The organism is Nonomuraea dietziae, from assembly GCF_014195505.1.
GTDB classification, from domain to species: domain Bacteria; phylum Actinomycetota; class Actinomycetes; order Streptosporangiales; family Streptosporangiaceae; genus Nonomuraea; species Nonomuraea roseola.
Genome location: NZ_JACIBV010000001.1, coordinates 3,854,114 through 3,867,866, shown reverse-complemented (window position 1 = coordinate 3,867,866; position 13,753 = coordinate 3,854,114). Strand labels below are relative to the sequence as shown.

Here is a 13,753-nt window from a genome sequence, read left to right as displayed (position 1 = left end):
TCACAGCTGGCCGATGCATCCGGGAAACTAGGTCCGTGCGCGAATACCTCTTCATGGCACTGGTAGCGGCGGCGGTGACGTACCTGCTGGTCCCGCTGGTCCGGCGGTTCGCCATCCGCATCGGAGCCATGCCCGAGGTGCGAGATCGCGACGTGCACACCGTCCCGACCCCGCGCCTGGGCGGGCTCGCGATGTACGGCGGGCTCGTGGCGGGCCTGCTGGCCGCCACCCAGCTCGACAAGACGGGCGAGGTGCTGGGCCAGGACCAGACGGTGATCGCGCTGATCGCCGCGGGCGGCCTCATCACGCTGACCGGCTTCCTCGACGACTGGTGGGGCATGGACCCCTTCATCAAGCTGGGCGGCCAGATCGGCGCGGCGGGAGTGCTGGTCTACTTCGGGCTGGCCCTGCCATGGGTGCCGTGGGTGAACGGCGAGACGATCAGCCTGCCGCCCGACCTGTCCGCGGTCATCACGATCCTGGTCGTGGTCGTCGCCATCAACGCCGTCAACTTCGTCGACGGCCTCGACGGCCTCGCCGCGGGCATCGTGGGCATCGCCGCGGCCGCCACCTGGGTCTACGCGATCTTCCTCGACCAGAACATCGAGCTCAACAGGATCAATACCACCGCGGCCATCACCGCCGTGCTCATCGGCATGTGCCTGGGCTTCCTGCCGCACAACTTCCACCCCGCCAAGATCTTCATGGGCGACACGGGCGCGATGCTGCTGGGCCTGGTCCTGGCCTCCTCGCTGGTCACGGTGACGCCCGTCGACTCGGAGGTGATCGAGGGCATGAACAGGTTCGGCGCGCTGATGCCGATCCTGCTGCCCGCCGCGGTGATGGTGCTTCCGCTCATCGACCTCATCAGCGCGGTCGTCAGGCGCACCTCGATGGGTCTGTCGCCGTTCGCGCCCGACCGCGGCCACCTGCACCACCGCCTGCTCGACATCGGCCACTCCCACCGGCGCACCGTGCTCATCATGTACGCGTGGACGTCGGGGTTCGCGCTCGGCCTCGTCGGCATGTCGGTGAGCGGCGTGCCGGTCGTGTACTTCCCGATCGTGATCGTGATCGCGCTGGCCGTCCTGGTGCTCTTCTCGCTGCCCCGGTGGAGGGGGCGCGGCGGCGCGCACGCGGCCAAGCGCAAGGACACCCCCGACGACGATGACGACGGCCCTCCCACGGGACCCATGCCGCCCGTCAGGGCGGAGTTCCAGCAGGTGTACCCCGCGAAAGAAGATGCCTCCGTTGTCCCGGTGTTTCCCGCGCGTTCTTGATCGGGAACTAGAAATGGCAGGTAAAAGCGGTCATACGTGAGCTTGTGATATCTTTCACGAGCAGGGCCCCCGTGGTGCACGGCTCATGGGGTAGCAATCGCTCGCTTGTTAACTAGCTGTCTGGAGCACCGATGCAGGCCAACGACGTGCGCGTCCTCAGGAGCGCCGCGCTGCCCACCCTCGTGGTAGGAGCCGTCGCTGTCATCGTGGCCTTCCTGGTGGCTGGCGGAAAGGGCGCGCTCGGCGCGGTCGTCGGACTCGCCCTCGTGGCGGTTTTCTTCAGCGTCAGCGTGGTAGCGGTGTCCTATGCCGCCCGCGTCTCTCCCCAGATGATGGCCATCTCCGCCATGGTCAGCTATCTCGTCAAGGTCGTGGTCATCATGGCGATGCTGCGAGCCTTCGGCGACACGACCGCATGGAACCCGAAGGCGTTCGCGTGGACGGTCGTGGTCGGCACCATCGTCTGGACCGCCGGTGAGGTGCGAGCCTTCATCAAGACCAAGATGCTGTACGTCGACCCCGAGGCCACTGTGCCGGGCCAGGAGAAGAAGTCATGAACCCCGGTAAAGTAACGGGGCCCGATATGACTAGTCCTGCCTGTGCCTGCTATCGTCGGGCGCGCGATGAGCGAAGAGAAACGCCGGCCCGAGGACGACGGCCGCGACTTCGCCAACGCCGCGTGGTCGATTCCCAGCTACCTGCTCTCCGGGATGGTTTTCTACGGCGGTGCTGGCTGGTTGCTGGACCGGTGGCTCGACACGTCCGCGTTCTTCCCCATAGGCGTCGTCCTGGGGACAGTGCTCGCCGTCTACCTGGTCTACCGGAAGCACGGCCGCTAACTCCGCGCGGCGGTCCCGCCCGCCTAAGGAACTCGTTGTGACCACCTACCACGCTGAAGGGAACGCCGCGTGATCGCGCTGACGCTCCTCGCCGACCCTGATCAGTTCAAGGCGCCGACGCCGGACGAACTGTTCCAACTCCCCCCGATCATCGCCGGGGTCGACTGGTTCACCAAGCCCGTGCTTCTGGCGATCCTCAGCTCGATCATCGTGCTGGGCTTCCTGTGGGCCGCCTTCTCCAACCCGAAGATCGTGCCCAGGGGCGTCCAGAACGTCGCCGAGTTCGGCTACATGTTCGTGCGCGACCAGGTCGCCCGGCCCTTCCTGGGCAAGGACGCCGACCGGTTCATGGGCCTGCTGCTCAGCATGTTCTTCGTGATCTGGGTCTGGAACATGATGGGTGTCGTCCCCGTCGCCCAGTTCCCCGTCGCCTCGCACATCGCCTTCCCGATCGTCCTGGCCGTCTCGGTCTACGTGCTGAAGCTCTACCTCGGCTTCAAGACGCAGGGCGTCGGCGGCTACTTCAAGAACATGATGTTCCCGCCGGGGCTCCCCAAGTTCATCTACGTTCTGCTGGCGCCGATCGAGTTCCTCTCGAACATGATCATCGCGCCCTTCACGCACGCTGTGCGGCTCTTCGCCAACATGTTCGCCGGCCACATGCTCATCGCCTTCTTCAGCATGGTCGGCTTCTGGTTCCTGTTCGAGCAGCTGAGCCCGCTCGGCGCTCCCATCGGCGTGCTCGGTGTCCTGATGACGATCATCATGACCGGCTTCGAGTTGTTCATCATGTTCCTGCAGGCGTTCCTCTTCGCGATGCTGGCCGCCATGTACATCGGCAACAGCCTGCACCCGGAGCACTAAGAACCATCTACCGGTATATCCAGACCGGTGATACACCGCATCACCGGCCGACCAAGTAAAGGAAAACAGCAATGAGCCTTCTCGCTGAGGTCTCCGGCAACGTCACCGCCATCGGCTACGGTCTCGCCGCCATCGGCCCCGGCATCGGCGTCGGCATCATCTTCGGTCAGGGCGTGCAGGCCATCGCGCGTCAGCCCGAGGCCTACGGTCTGATCCGCCAGAACATGCTGCTCGGCTTCGTCCTCACCGAGGCCCTGGCCCTGATCGGTCTGGTCGCCCCGTTCATCTTCCAGGCCATCTGACGATCCAGAAGTACCCCTGACGAAAGGCTGCATCCATGAATACGGCAGCTTCGCTCCTCGCGGCGGAGGGCGGCGCCAACCCGCTGCTCCCGCACGTGTACGAGCTGGTCGTGGGCATCTTCGCGTTCTTCGTCGTCTTCCTCGTCGTCGGTAAGATCCTCACCCCGCGCATCCAGAAGACTCTGGCCGAGCGGACCGACGCGATCGAGGGCGGCATCAAGAGGGCGGAGGACGCCCAGGCCGAGGCGCAGGTGCTGCTGAAGCAGTACCGCGACCAGCTGGCCGAGGCCAGGCACGAGGCGTCCCGCCTTCGCGAGGAGGCTCGCGAGCAGGGCGCCCAGATCAAGGCCGAGCTCCGCGAGGAGGCCCAGGCCGAGGCGCGCCGCATCGTCGAGGCGGCGCACGCGCAGATCGAGGCCGACCGCCAGCAGGCGTTCGCCCAGCTGCGCACCGAGATCGGTCGCCTGTCGACCGACCTCGCCACCCGCATCGTCGGCGAGTCCCTCGAGGACGAGGCGCGTCAGCGTCGCACCGTCGACAGGTTCCTCGACGAGCTGGAGAGCTCCTCTGCGCAGGCGGTGCGCTGATGCGTGGTCTGAGCAGGAGTTCGCTGGCCGCTGTCGAGGAGCGCTTCAACGCTGTCGCGGCATCGGCGGACTTCGGACGCCTTGCTGAGGACCTCAGCTCCGTCGCCGACCTGCTCGACCGTGAGCACGGACTGCGCCGGAGCCTGTCGGACCCGGCGCGGCCCGCGGCCCAGAAGGCCCAGGTCGCCCGCATGCTGCTCGAAGGCAAGGTCAGCGAGGCCGCGCTGGAGACCGTCGTCGCGGCGGTCGAGGCCAAGTGGTCGCGCTCCGGAGACCTCGCCGACTCGCTCGAGCGGCTCAGCGTCGTCGCCTCGGCCGCGCAGGCCGAGTCCGAAGGGCGTCTGGACGACGTGGAGGACGAGCTCTTCCGCTTCGGCCGCATCGTCGCCGCCAACCCTGACCTGCGTCGCGCGCTGGCCGACCCGGCCGCGCCCGCCGAAGGCAAGGAGCGGCTGCTGACGGGTCTGCTCGACGGAAAGGTCGCCGCCTCCAGCCTGCGCCTCATCACGCAGCTGGCAGTGCACCCAAGAGGACGTAGCCTGGAGACAGGGCTGGAGCAGTATTCCAGTCTCGTCGCGGCACAGCGTCAGCGACTGGTGGCCGTGGTCCGCAGCGCTGTGGCGCTGACCGACGAGCAGAAGCAGCGTCTGGGTGCGTGGCTGCGCACCTCCTATGGCCGTGACGTTCACGTGAACGTCGAGGTGGACCCGCGAGTGCTCGGTGGTTTCTCGGTTCGCATCGGCGACGAGGTCATCGACACCACCATCGCGGGACGAATCGAAGAAGTCCGCCGCCGGTTGGCCGGCTAGGCGAATAGGGAGACAGAGAAGAGATGGCGGAGCTTACGATCCGGCCGGACGAGATCCGGGACGCGCTTGAGCGCTTCGTCCAGGCGTACGAACCGGAAGGCGCCGCGCGCGAGGAGATCGGGACCGTCGTCGACTGTGGCGACGGCATCGCCCATGTCTCCGGCCTTCCCTCGGCGATGGCGAACGAGCTGCTCGAGTTCGAGGACGGCACGCGCGGCCTGGCACTGAACCTCGACACCCGTGAAATCGGTGTCGTCATCCTGGGCGACTTCAGCAAGATCGAGGAGGGCCAGACGGTCCGCAGGACCGGCGAGGTCCTGTCGGTGCCGATCGGCGACAACTTCCTCGGCCGCGTGGTCGACCCCCTGGGCAACCCGCTCGACGGCAAGGGCACCATCGAGGCGGAGGGCCGTCGCGCCCTCGAGCTGCAGGCGCCCAGTGTCGTCCAGCGTCAGCCGGTGAAGGAGCCGCTGCAGACCGGCCTCAAGGCGATCGACGCCATGACGCCCGTCGGCCGCGGCCAGCGCCAGCTGATCATCGGTGACCGTGGCACGGGCAAGACCGCCCTGGCCGTCGACACCATCCTCAACCAGCGTGAGAACTGGCTGACCGGCGACGCCGAGAAGCAGGTTCGCTGCGTGTACGTCGCCGTCGGCCAGAAGGGCTCGACGATCGCGCAGGTCAAGGCTCGCCTGGAGGAGGCGGGCGCGATGGAGTACACCACCATCGTCGCCGCTCCCGCCTCCGACGCCGCCGGCTTCAAGTACATCGCCCCCTACACCGGCTCTGCCATCGGGCAGCACTGGATGTACCAGGGCAAGCATGTCCTGATCGTCTTCGACGACCTGACCAAGCAGGCCGACGCCTACCGCGCGGTCTCGCTGCTGCTGCGTCGTCCGCCGGGCCGTGAGGCCTTCCCCGGCGACGTCTTCTACTTGCACTCGCGTCTGCTCGAGCGTTGCGCGAAGCTGTCGAACGACATGGGTGGCGGCTCGATGACCGGTCTGCCGATCATCGAGACCAAGGGCAACGACGTCTCGGCGTTCATCCCCACCAACGTCATCTCCATCACCGACGGCCAGTGCTTCCTCGAGACCGACCTGTTCAACGCGGGTGTGCGTCCGGCCATCAACGTCGGTGTGTCGGTCTCCCGAGTCGGTGGCTCGGCGCAGGTCAAGGCGATGCGGAAGGTGGCGGGCACGCTGCGTCTGTCGCTGTCGCAGTACCGCGACCTGGAGGCCTTCGCCTCCTTCGCCTCCGACCTCGACGCGGCCTCCCGCGCCCAGCTCGAGCGCGGCATGCGCCTGGTCGAGCTGCTCAAGCAGCCGCAGTACTCCCCGTTCCCCGTCGAGAAGCAGGTCGTCTCGGTCTGGGGCCGGCACCACCGGCGAACTCGACGAGGTCCCGGTCGGCGACGTGCGCAGGTTCGAGGCGGAGTTCCTCGACTACCTGCAGAGCGGTCACAAGGGCGTCTTCGACGCCATCCGTGAGACCAGGGATCTGTCCGACGACACGGTGACCAGCCTCAAGGACGCCATCACGGAGTTCAAGAAGGGCTTCACCACGTCCGACGGCGAGCTGCTCATCCACGACGAGCCCGTCGCGGCGCTCGGCGCGGACGAGGTCGGCCAGGAGAAGATCCGCAAGGTCGTCCGCCCGGCAGAGAAGAAGTAGCCGATGGGTGCCCAGCTAAGGCTGCTGAGGCGGCGGATCAAGTCGGTCAAGTCGACCGCCAAGATCACGCGCGCCCAGGAGCTCATCGCCTCCTCACGGATCGCGAGGGCGCAACAGCGGATGCAGGCGGCCGTGCCGTACGAGCGCGAGATCACTCGCGCCGTCACGGGCGTCGTCAGCAACACCGGCGCCGTCGACCATCCGCTGACCGTCGTCAAGGAGAAGCCGGCTCGCGCCGGTGTGCTGATCGTGACCAGCGACAGCGGCTTCTGTGGTGGCTACAACGCGAACATCCTGCGCGAGGCCGAGGCCCTGCGCGGCTTGCTCGAAGAGCGCGGCCTGACTGTGGTGCCCTTCGTGACCGGCCGCAAGGGCGTCGCCTGGCACTCCTTCCGTCAGAGGGAGATGGGCGGCCAGTGGGTCGGGTTCTCCAGGAAGCCGGCCTACGCCGACGCCAAGGAGATCGCGAACACGCTGATCGACGCGTTCAAGGACGACAACGGGATCGACGAGATCCACATCGTCTCGACGGAGTTCGTCTCCATGCTCACGCAGAACGTCGCGGTCAAGCGCGTCCTGCCGCTGGAGGTCGAGGAGTCCGAGGCGCAGGCGTCCGAGACCATTCCGCCGTACTTCGAGTTCGAGCCCACCGCGGGCGACGTCCTCGACTCGCTGCTGCCGCGTTACGTGGAGTCGCGCATCTTCAGCGCGCTGCTCCAGGCGGCGGCGTCGGAAGAGGCTTCGCGTCGCCGGGCCATGAAGTCGGCGACGGACAACGCCAACGAGCTGATCCGCGTGTTCACCATGCAGATGAACCAGGCTCGCCAGGCCGAGATCACCCAGGAAATCAGCGAGATCGTCGGTGGCGCCAACGCGCTGGCTGACTCCGCAGCGGGGAAAGAGTGAAATGACTGCAGAGACTGTTGAGACCACGACCGGCACGGGCCGCGTGGCTCGCGTCACGGGTCCCGTCGTCGACGTGGAGTTCCCCGTCGAGGCCATGCCCGAGATCTACAACGCCCTCAACGTCGAGGTCACCCTCGGCGGCGAGACCAAGACGCTGACCCTTGAGGTCGCCCAGCACCTCGGCGACAACATCGTCAGGGCCATCTCCATGCAGCCCACCGACGGCCTGGTCCGCGGTGCGGCGGTCAGCGACAGCGGCCAGCCCATCTCGGTGCCGGTCGGCGACGTCGTCAAGGGCCACGTGTGGAACGCGCTCGGTGAGTCCCTGGACGTGCCGACCTCCTCGCTCCAGGTCACCGAGAAGTGGGGCATCCACCGCCCCGCTCCCGCCTTCGACCAGCTCGAGTCGCGTACCGAGATGCTGGTCACCGGCATCAAGGTCATCGACCTGCTCACGCCGTACGTGCAGGGTGGGAAGATCGGCCTGTTCGGTGGCGCCGGTGTCGGCAAGACCGTTCTGATCCAGGAGATGATCCGCCGAGTCGCTCGTAACTTCGGTGGCACCTCCTGCTTCGCGGGCGTCGGTGAGCGTACCCGTGAGGGCAACGACCTCTGGCTGGAGATGGAGGAGGCGGACGTCCTCAAGGACACCGCTCTCGTCTTCGGTCAGATGGACGAGCCGCCGGGCACGCGTCTTCGCGTCGCGCTCTCCGCGCTGACCATGGCGGAGTACTTCCGCGACGTGCAGAAGCAGGACGTGCTTCTGTTCATCGACAACATCTTCCGCTTCACGCAGGCCGGTTCGGAGGTCTCCACCCTCCTCGGCCGTATGCCGTCCGCCGTGGGTTACCAGCCCACGCTGGCCGACGAGATGGGTGTGCTCCAGGAGCGCATCACCTCGACGCGTGGTCACTCGATCACCTCGATGCAGGCGATCTACGTGCCCGCGGACGACATCACCGACCCGGCCCCGCACAACGCGTTCGCGCACCTCGACGCGCAGACCGTTCTGTCGCGGCCGATCTCGGAGAAGGGCATCTACCCCGCGGTGGACCCGCTCGACTCCACCTCCCGCATCCTCGACCCGCAGATCGTGGGCGCCGAGCACTACGCGGTGGCCCAGGAGACCAAGCGGATCCTGCAGAAGTACCGCGAGCTCCAGGACATCATCGCGATCCTCGGTATCGACGAGCTGTCCGAAGAGGACAAGGTCACCGTTCAGCGCGCCCGTCGCATCGAGCGTTTCCTCTCCCACCCGATGTACGCCGCTGAGGCGTTCACCGGTCAGCCGGGTGAGAACGTGCCGCTGGACGAGACCATCGCCTCCTTCAAGGGTCTGTGCGCCGGTGACTACGACCACCTGCCCGAGCAGGCGTTCTACATGGTCGGCGGCATCGAGCAGGCCGTTGCCAAGGCCAAGGAACTCTCCAAGTAATCGCCTTCGGTGCCGGCATCAGCACGGTGTGCTGATGCCGGCATCAGATCGGAAAGGAACCTACACAAGTGGCGAAGCTACGGGTAGGGGTCGTCTCACCGGAGCGTGAGATCTGGTCGGGCGAGGCCGACATGGTGATTGCCAAGACCGTGGACGGCGAGATCGGTATTATGCCTCAACACGCACCGGTGCTCGGCGTACTCGTCGAGGGCGGGGTCCTGCGTGTGAAGCGCGGCGGCGGCGAGGATGATCTCGTGGCCGCGGTGCACGGCGGGTTCATCTCCGTGGCCGACAACGAGGTGTCCGTGCTGGCCGAAGCGGCCGAGCTGGGCTCCGAGGTGGACGTCGCGGCTGCCCGCGACGCTCTGGCCAGGGCTCAGGCCTCGGTCGAGGCGAACCAGGATGACGCCGACGCGGCGGTCGAGGCCAAGCGTGCCAAGGCCCGGCTGCAGGCCGCCGGCGAGGACGTCTGATCTTTCACAACCGGCGGGGGCGGCGATGCTGACGATTCTTACGGACGCACTGCTCGCTGCCCTCCTGGTCGCGGCTCTTCTGGTGATCCGCGGTTTCGCGCTGGCACGTTCCCGCGGGAGCGTGCCGTGTCGTATCAAGGTCGGCTCCCACGGCTGGCGCAGCGGAGTAGCCCGCTACGCCGACGGGGAGCTCCACTGGATCCCCTTCATGGGTGTGCTGTTCAGGCCGCGCCACGCTATCGCGAGGCGCGGCCTGACTGTTTCCGCCCGCCGTCCCATCGACGGCGGGCTGTGGGCGGTCGACTGCGGGCCGATCTCCCTGGCGATGTCGGAGGACGCGTTGACCGGCTTCCTGGCCTGGCTGGAGTCGGCGCCGCCGAGCGCCTATCTGGACGTCGCCTGACGCGCCGTCCGAGCGCTCCCGTTATCGCGTGCCTCCCGGCTTCCACAGGATCTCGGTGCCGTCGTGGGCGGTCCTGCACAGGATGAACAGCAGGTCCGACAGGCGATTGAGGTACGTGGCGGGCAGCGGGCTGATGTCGTTGTAGGCCTGCATGGCCGCCCAGGCCGAGCGCTCGGCGCGGCGGACCGTCACCCTGGCCACGTGCAGCTGGGCCGTCGCGGGGTCGCCGCCGGGCAGGATGAAGCTGCGCAGCGGGTTCAGCTCGGCGTTGAAGCGGTCGCACTGCTCCTCCAGCCAGGCGACATAGGAGGGCTCCACCCGCAGCGGAGGGAACTCCGGCGTGTCGACGGCGGGGGTGGCCAGGTCGGCGCCGAGGTCGAACAGCTCGTTCTGGACCCTGCCCAGCACCTCGACGATCTCGGGGGCGAGCGTGCCGTACGCCAGGGCCAGGCCGATGGCGGCGTTGGCCTCCTCGGCGTCGGCGTAGGCGGCGAGCCTGGGGTCGGTCTTCGAGGTGCGGCTCAGGTCGCTGAGCGCGGTCGTGCCGTCGTCTCCGGTACGGGTGTAGATGGTGGAGAGGACGACCGGCTTGTCCTTGTCTGCGCGGGTCATGACCCCAGCATCGCAGACGGTTCCCCGCCTCATGACAGATGTCATGTGCGACCGGAGTGATCGTCACACGGGGTCGGTGATATCGGTGACTACAGGCGGGAAGGCGCGCACAGCAAACTTGGACGCATGAGGACGACACAGGCGGCGGACACCGCGGAGCGCGGGGCGGTGGGCGGACCGGCGATCGAGGTCGCGGGGTTGCGGCAGCGCTACGGAAGCTTCGAGGCGGTGAGGGGGATCTCCTTCGAGGTGCCCCAGGGGGAGCTGTTCGCGCTGCTGGGCACCAACGGCGCGGGCAAGACCACCACGATGGAGGTCCTGGAGGGGTTCACCAGGGCGAGCGACGGCATGGTCAGGGTCCTCGGGCTCGACCCCATGAAGGAGCGCAGGGCGCTGCGCCCGCGCATCGGGATCATGCTGCAGGAGGCGGGCTTCTTCGGTGACCTGACCGTCGCCGAGACCGTCGACGTCTGGCGGGGGATGAGCGCCGACGCGGGCCGTCAGCCCGTGAAGGAGGACGTCCTGGAGCTGGTGGGGCTGGCCAACAAGGCCAGGACCAGGGTCAGGCAGCTGTCGGGCGGTCAGAAGCGCAGGCTGGACCTCGCCCTCGCGGTGCTCTCGCGCCCCGAGGTCCTCTTCCTCGACGAGCCGACCACCGGCATGGACCCCGAGGCCAGGCAGGCCACCTGGGAGGTCATCAGGGGGCTGAAGGAGCGCGGCACCACGGTGCTGCTCACCACGCACTACCTGGAGGAGGCCGAGCGCCTGGCCGACAGGCTCGCCATCATGCACGAGGGCGTGATCCACACCTACGGCACGGTGGACGAGGTCGTGGCCACGACCGGCGACCAGATCACCTTCAGGCTGCCGCGTCCGGCCGAGCCGCCCTTCCTGGACGGCGCGGCTCCCGTGTCCGAGCGCGGGCACGTCGTCTACACCCTGCGCGGCGAGGCCCATCCCGCTCTCAGGGCGCTGCTGGCCTGGGCCGACGAGATGGAACTGACCCTGGAGCGGCTCGAGGTGCGCAGGGGCACCCTCGAGGACGCCTTCCTGCGAGTGGTGGAGGACAAGCGATGAGAACCGACGTGCTGCACGCCGTACGGCTGGCCAGGATGGATCTGAAGCTGCTCGGCCGCAACACCACGGCCGTCTTCAACGTGCTGCTGCTGCCGTTGCTGTTCGCCTGGATGCTCTCGCAGGGCGGCAGCGAATCGTTCATCCTGACGGGGATGCCGGGGGTGCTGCTCGCCTTCGCGGTCTTCATGAACCTCGTCAACTCCTTCACCGCGCGGCGTGAGGAGCTGGTGCTCAAGCGGCTGCGCGGAGGCCAGGGTTCGGCGGTGGCCATCTTCGGCGGGGCCGGCCTGGCGGCGCTGGCGGTCTTCGTCCTGCAGGTGGCGCTGCTGGTGGTGTGGATCGACCGCACGGGCGGTGGTCTGCCGGAGAACGTGCCGATGATGCTGGTGGCCGCGGTGCTGGGCGTGGCGGTGTTCGGGCTGCTGGCCGCCGCCTTCTCGGGGATCACGCCGAACGCCGAGCTGGCCCAGGTCGCGGTGCTGCCGGTGCTGATCGTGGCGCTGGTGGGCTCCCCGCTCGTCATCCCGCTGTCGGAGATGCCCTTCGCCGTCAGGCTGGTGCCCACGACGCCGATCGTGGAGATGATGCGGATGGGCTACGGCGGTGGCTCCTGGGCGGCGGCGCTGCCCTGGATCGGGGCGCTGCTCGCCTGGCTCGTGGTCGCGGGGCTGCTGGCGAAGTGGCTGTTCCGCTGGGATCCCAGGCACGGCTAGGTTGGCTCCCACCATGAGCGATCGCAGGACCGAATACCAGCGCCTCAGGCGAGCCACCATGTGGAGTGTCGCAGGAGGCGCTCTGCTGCCGTGGGTGGGCCTGTTCTGGACGGCGACGGCACCCGGTCCTCCTCCGCCATGGCAGCTGGTGGTGGCGGGGGCGTCGGCCGCCGCCTTCACCGTCGTCTACTGGCGGGCCGCCAGGATCACCGTGACGGGGACGCACGCCCGCACCGAGGTCGTCATCACGGGCGTGCTGGCGCTGGTGATCTTCATCATGACCCGCGAGCCCGAGTTCGCGGGCGCGATGGCGGCCCTGGCCTGGGGGGCGCTCGCCGGTCTGCACGTCTCCAGGTTCACCGCCGCGCTGATGATCCTGATCGCGACGGTGGCGTGCGCGGCCTTCCAGCCCCACGCCGTGGTCTTCTACGCCGCGACGATCAGCATGGTGGTGTGGCTCAACCGCTTCCAGTTCTGGTTCTGGACGGTGGTCAAGGCTTCGCTCGAGGGCAGGGACGCCCAGGCCAAGCTGGCGGTCACCGAGGAGCGGCTGCGCTTCTCCCGCGACCTGCACGACGTGGTGGGCCACAGCCTCTCGGCCATCGCGGTCAAGAGCGAGCTGGCCGCCCGCCTGGCCTCGGGCCCAGCGGCCGAGGAGATGCTGGAGGTCAGGCGGCTGGCGCGCGAGTCGCTCAAGGAGATCCGCTCGGTCGTCCGCGGCTACCGCACAGTCGACCTCAACGCGGAGCTGCGCAGCGTCAGGGCGGTCATGGAGGCGGCGGGCATCAGCTGCGCCCTCGAACTGCCGGATACGGCGCTGGGCGACGAGGTGAGCACGCTGCTGGCCTGGCTGGTACGAGAGAGCAGCACCAACGTGCTGCGGCACAGCGCCGCCACCCGCTGCCGCATCAAGGTCGCCTCCACGGGCGGGTGGGTCGAGCTGACCGTGAGCAACGACCACCCCAAGCCGCCCAGCGGTACGGCCGGCAGCGGCCTGGCGGGAATGAGCGAGCGGGTCGCCGCGCACGGCGGCGCGCTGACGGCGGGACAGAGCGACGGTCAGTTCACGGTGAGGGCGAGGATTCCCGCATGATCAAGGTATTGCTGGCCGACGACGAGCACCTCATCCGGCAGGCGCTGGCCACCCTGCTCGGCCTGGAGCCCGACATCGAGGTGGTCGTCCAGGTCGGCAGGGGGGACCAGGTGGTGGGCGCGGTCGAGGCGCACAGCCCCGACGTGGTCGTGCTCGACATCGAGATGCCGGGCATGGACGGCCTGAGCGTCGCCGAGGCCCTCCCCGGCCAGGCGATCGTCATCCTCACGAGTTTCGGCAGGCCCGGCTACCTGCGCAGGGCGCTGGCGGCGGGGGTGCGCGGCTTCATCCCCAAGGACGCCTCCGCCAGCGAGCTGGCCGCGGCGATCAGGAAGGTCCGCGACGGCGGACGCTACCTGGACCCCGAGATGGCCGCCTCGGCGATGATGGCGGGGGAGAGCCCGCTGACCGAGCGTGAGCGAGGAGCGCTGGAGCTGGCCGCCACGGGCCTGTCGGTCGGGGAGATCTCCGTGGCCATGCATCTCACCGAGGGAACGGTGCGAAATTACCTGTCCAGCGCCATCACGAAGTTGGGCGCAAGCAACCGAATCACCGCAATTCGGATGGCGAGGGACATGGGTTGGCTCTGAGTGGGTAACCGTACTCATGGCTGGTGTGTGTTGATTCTCACCTTGCGAGAGTGAATGACTACGTTGCGTGATTTAATGGCGGCGTGACCTGAGGAG

General features: G+C 68.0%; 16 protein-coding genes and 1 pseudogene. 16 read left to right on the top strand and 1 reads right to left on the bottom strand.

Annotation, left to right across the window (positions count from 1 at the left end; genetic code table 11):
• Nucleotides 1-35: 35 nt before the first annotated feature.
• From FHR33_RS18415 to FHR33_RS18360, 12 genes and pseudogenes are all read left to right on the top strand, one after another.
• On the top strand, nt 36-1,280 hold the full coding sequence (locus FHR33_RS18415; protein ID WP_183649115.1) for a glycosyltransferase family 4 protein: 1,245 nt from the start codon (nt 36-38) through the stop codon (nt 1,278-1,280).
• 131 nt (nt 1,281-1,411) lie between these two features.
• Nucleotides 1,412-1,837, top strand: coding sequence for a Cg1360 family ATP-synthase-associated protein (locus FHR33_RS18410; RefSeq protein WP_183649111.1), 426 nt, complete (start codon nt 1,412-1,414; stop codon nt 1,835-1,837).
• A gap of 66 nt (nt 1,838-1,903) precedes the next feature.
• The gene (locus FHR33_RS18405) at nt 1,904-2,119 is read left to right on the top strand and encodes an AtpZ/AtpI family protein (RefSeq protein ID WP_183649108.1); all 216 of its coding nucleotides are present in this window, start codon (nt 1,904-1,906) and stop codon (nt 2,117-2,119) included.
• Nucleotides 2,120-2,188: 69 nt separating this feature from the next.
• A complete protein-coding gene (gene atpB / locus FHR33_RS18400) occupies nt 2,189-2,983 on the top strand; it encodes a F0F1 ATP synthase subunit A (RefSeq protein ID WP_183649105.1) in 795 nt (264 codons plus the stop codon).
• A gap of 71 nt (nt 2,984-3,054) precedes the next feature.
• Complete coding sequence (gene atpE / locus FHR33_RS18395) at nt 3,055-3,285, top strand: ATP synthase F0 subunit C (RefSeq protein WP_183649102.1); 231 nt, start codon at nt 3,055-3,057, stop codon at nt 3,283-3,285.
• A 35-nt stretch (nt 3,286-3,320) separates the two neighbouring features.
• Nucleotides 3,321-3,872 (top strand): F0F1 ATP synthase subunit B, encoded by a 552-nt coding sequence (locus FHR33_RS18390; protein WP_183649100.1) that lies wholly within the window; start codon nt 3,321-3,323, stop codon nt 3,870-3,872.
• The gene (locus FHR33_RS18385; protein WP_183649097.1) at nt 3,872-4,681 is read left to right on the top strand and encodes a F0F1 ATP synthase subunit delta; all 810 of its coding nucleotides are present in this window, start codon (nt 3,872-3,874) and stop codon (nt 4,679-4,681) included. The genes FHR33_RS18390 and FHR33_RS18385 overlap by 1 nt, the downstream gene beginning before the upstream one ends.
• Before the next feature lie 23 nt (nt 4,682-4,704).
• A pseudogene (gene atpA / locus FHR33_RS18380) lies at nt 4,705-6,355 on the top strand (F0F1 ATP synthase subunit alpha).
• A gap of 3 nt (nt 6,356-6,358) precedes the next feature.
• A complete protein-coding gene (locus FHR33_RS18375) occupies nt 6,359-7,261 on the top strand; it encodes a F0F1 ATP synthase subunit gamma (RefSeq protein WP_183649094.1) in 903 nt (300 codons plus the stop codon).
• A 1-nt stretch (nt 7,262) separates the two neighbouring features.
• Nucleotides 7,263-8,696 carry a F0F1 ATP synthase subunit beta gene (gene atpD / locus FHR33_RS18370; RefSeq protein ID WP_183649091.1) on the top strand — a complete coding sequence of 478 codons (1,434 nt, stop codon included), beginning with the start codon at nt 7,263-7,265 and terminating at the stop codon, nt 8,694-8,696.
• Between the two features lie 68 nt (nt 8,697-8,764).
• The gene (locus FHR33_RS18365) at nt 8,765-9,169 is read left to right on the top strand and encodes a F0F1 ATP synthase subunit epsilon (RefSeq protein ID WP_183649088.1); all 405 of its coding nucleotides are present in this window, start codon (nt 8,765-8,767) and stop codon (nt 9,167-9,169) included.
• Nucleotides 9,170-9,194: 25 nt separating this feature from the next.
• Complete coding sequence (locus tag FHR33_RS18360; protein WP_221241146.1) at nt 9,195-9,572, top strand: DUF2550 domain-containing protein; 378 nt, start codon at nt 9,195-9,197, stop codon at nt 9,570-9,572.
• 21 nt (nt 9,573-9,593) lie between these two features.
• Here FHR33_RS18360 and FHR33_RS18355 read toward each other — a convergent pair whose 3' ends face one another.
• A complete protein-coding gene (locus FHR33_RS18355) occupies nt 9,594-10,184 on the bottom strand; it encodes a cob(I)yrinic acid a,c-diamide adenosyltransferase (RefSeq protein ID WP_183649085.1) in 591 nt (196 codons plus the stop codon).
• Between the two features lie 126 nt (nt 10,185-10,310).
• Here FHR33_RS18355 and FHR33_RS18350 point away from each other — a divergent pair, with 126 nt between their 5' ends.
• The 4 genes from FHR33_RS18350 to FHR33_RS18335 are packed head-to-tail and all read left to right on the top strand — an operon-like array spanning nt 10,311 to nt 13,657.
• Nucleotides 10,311-11,261: an ABC transporter ATP-binding protein gene (locus tag FHR33_RS18350; RefSeq protein WP_183649082.1), complete on the top strand. Its 951-nt coding sequence runs from the start codon at nt 10,311-10,313 to the stop codon at nt 11,259-11,261.
• Complete coding sequence (locus FHR33_RS18345) at nt 11,258-11,974, top strand: ABC transporter permease (RefSeq protein WP_183649081.1); 717 nt, start codon at nt 11,258-11,260, stop codon at nt 11,972-11,974. The genes FHR33_RS18350 and FHR33_RS18345 overlap by 4 nt, the downstream gene beginning before the upstream one ends.
• Before the next feature lie 13 nt (nt 11,975-11,987).
• Nucleotides 11,988-13,067, top strand: coding sequence for a sensor histidine kinase (locus FHR33_RS18340; RefSeq protein ID WP_183649077.1), 1,080 nt, complete (start codon nt 11,988-11,990; stop codon nt 13,065-13,067).
• Nucleotides 13,064-13,657, top strand: a complete 594-nt coding sequence (locus FHR33_RS18335) for a response regulator transcription factor (RefSeq protein WP_183649074.1) — start codon at nt 13,064-13,066, stop codon at nt 13,655-13,657. The genes FHR33_RS18340 and FHR33_RS18335 overlap by 4 nt, the downstream gene beginning before the upstream one ends.
• Nucleotides 13,658-13,753 lie beyond the last annotated feature (96 nt).

Excerpts from the sequence above, each read along its gene's own strand:
- FHR33_RS18410 (WP_183649111.1), top strand. The coding sequence starts at position 1,412 with ATGCAGGCCAACGACGTGCGCGTCCTCAGGAGCGCCGCGCTGCCCACC.
- FHR33_RS18405 (WP_183649108.1), top strand. The coding sequence starts at position 1,904 with ATGAGCGAAGAGAAACGCCGGCCCGAGGACGACGGCCGCGACTTCGCC.
- atpE (WP_183649102.1), top strand. The coding sequence starts at position 3,055 with ATGAGCCTTCTCGCTGAGGTCTCCGGCAACGTCACCGCCATCGGCTAC.
- FHR33_RS18390 (WP_183649100.1), top strand. The coding sequence starts at position 3,321 with ATGAATACGGCAGCTTCGCTCCTCGCGGCGGAGGGCGGCGCCAACCCG.
- FHR33_RS18385 (WP_183649097.1), top strand. The coding sequence starts at position 3,872 with ATGCGTGGTCTGAGCAGGAGTTCGCTGGCCGCTGTCGAGGAGCGCTTC.
- FHR33_RS18375 (WP_183649094.1), top strand. The coding sequence starts at position 6,359 with ATGGGTGCCCAGCTAAGGCTGCTGAGGCGGCGGATCAAGTCGGTCAAG.
- atpD (WP_183649091.1), top strand. The coding sequence starts at position 7,263 with ATGACTGCAGAGACTGTTGAGACCACGACCGGCACGGGCCGCGTGGCT.
- FHR33_RS18360 (WP_221241146.1), top strand. The coding sequence starts at position 9,195 with ATGCTGACGATTCTTACGGACGCACTGCTCGCTGCCCTCCTGGTCGCG.
- FHR33_RS18355 (WP_183649085.1), bottom strand. The coding sequence starts at position 10,184 with ATGACCCGCGCAGACAAGGACAAGCCGGTCGTCCTCTCCACCATCTAC.
- FHR33_RS18350 (WP_183649082.1), top strand. The coding sequence starts at position 10,311 with ATGAGGACGACACAGGCGGCGGACACCGCGGAGCGCGGGGCGGTGGGC.
- FHR33_RS18345 (WP_183649081.1), top strand. The coding sequence starts at position 11,258 with ATGAGAACCGACGTGCTGCACGCCGTACGGCTGGCCAGGATGGATCTG.
- FHR33_RS18340 (WP_183649077.1), top strand. The coding sequence starts at position 11,988 with ATGAGCGATCGCAGGACCGAATACCAGCGCCTCAGGCGAGCCACCATG.
- FHR33_RS18335 (WP_183649074.1), top strand. The coding sequence starts at position 13,064 with ATGATCAAGGTATTGCTGGCCGACGACGAGCACCTCATCCGGCAGGCG.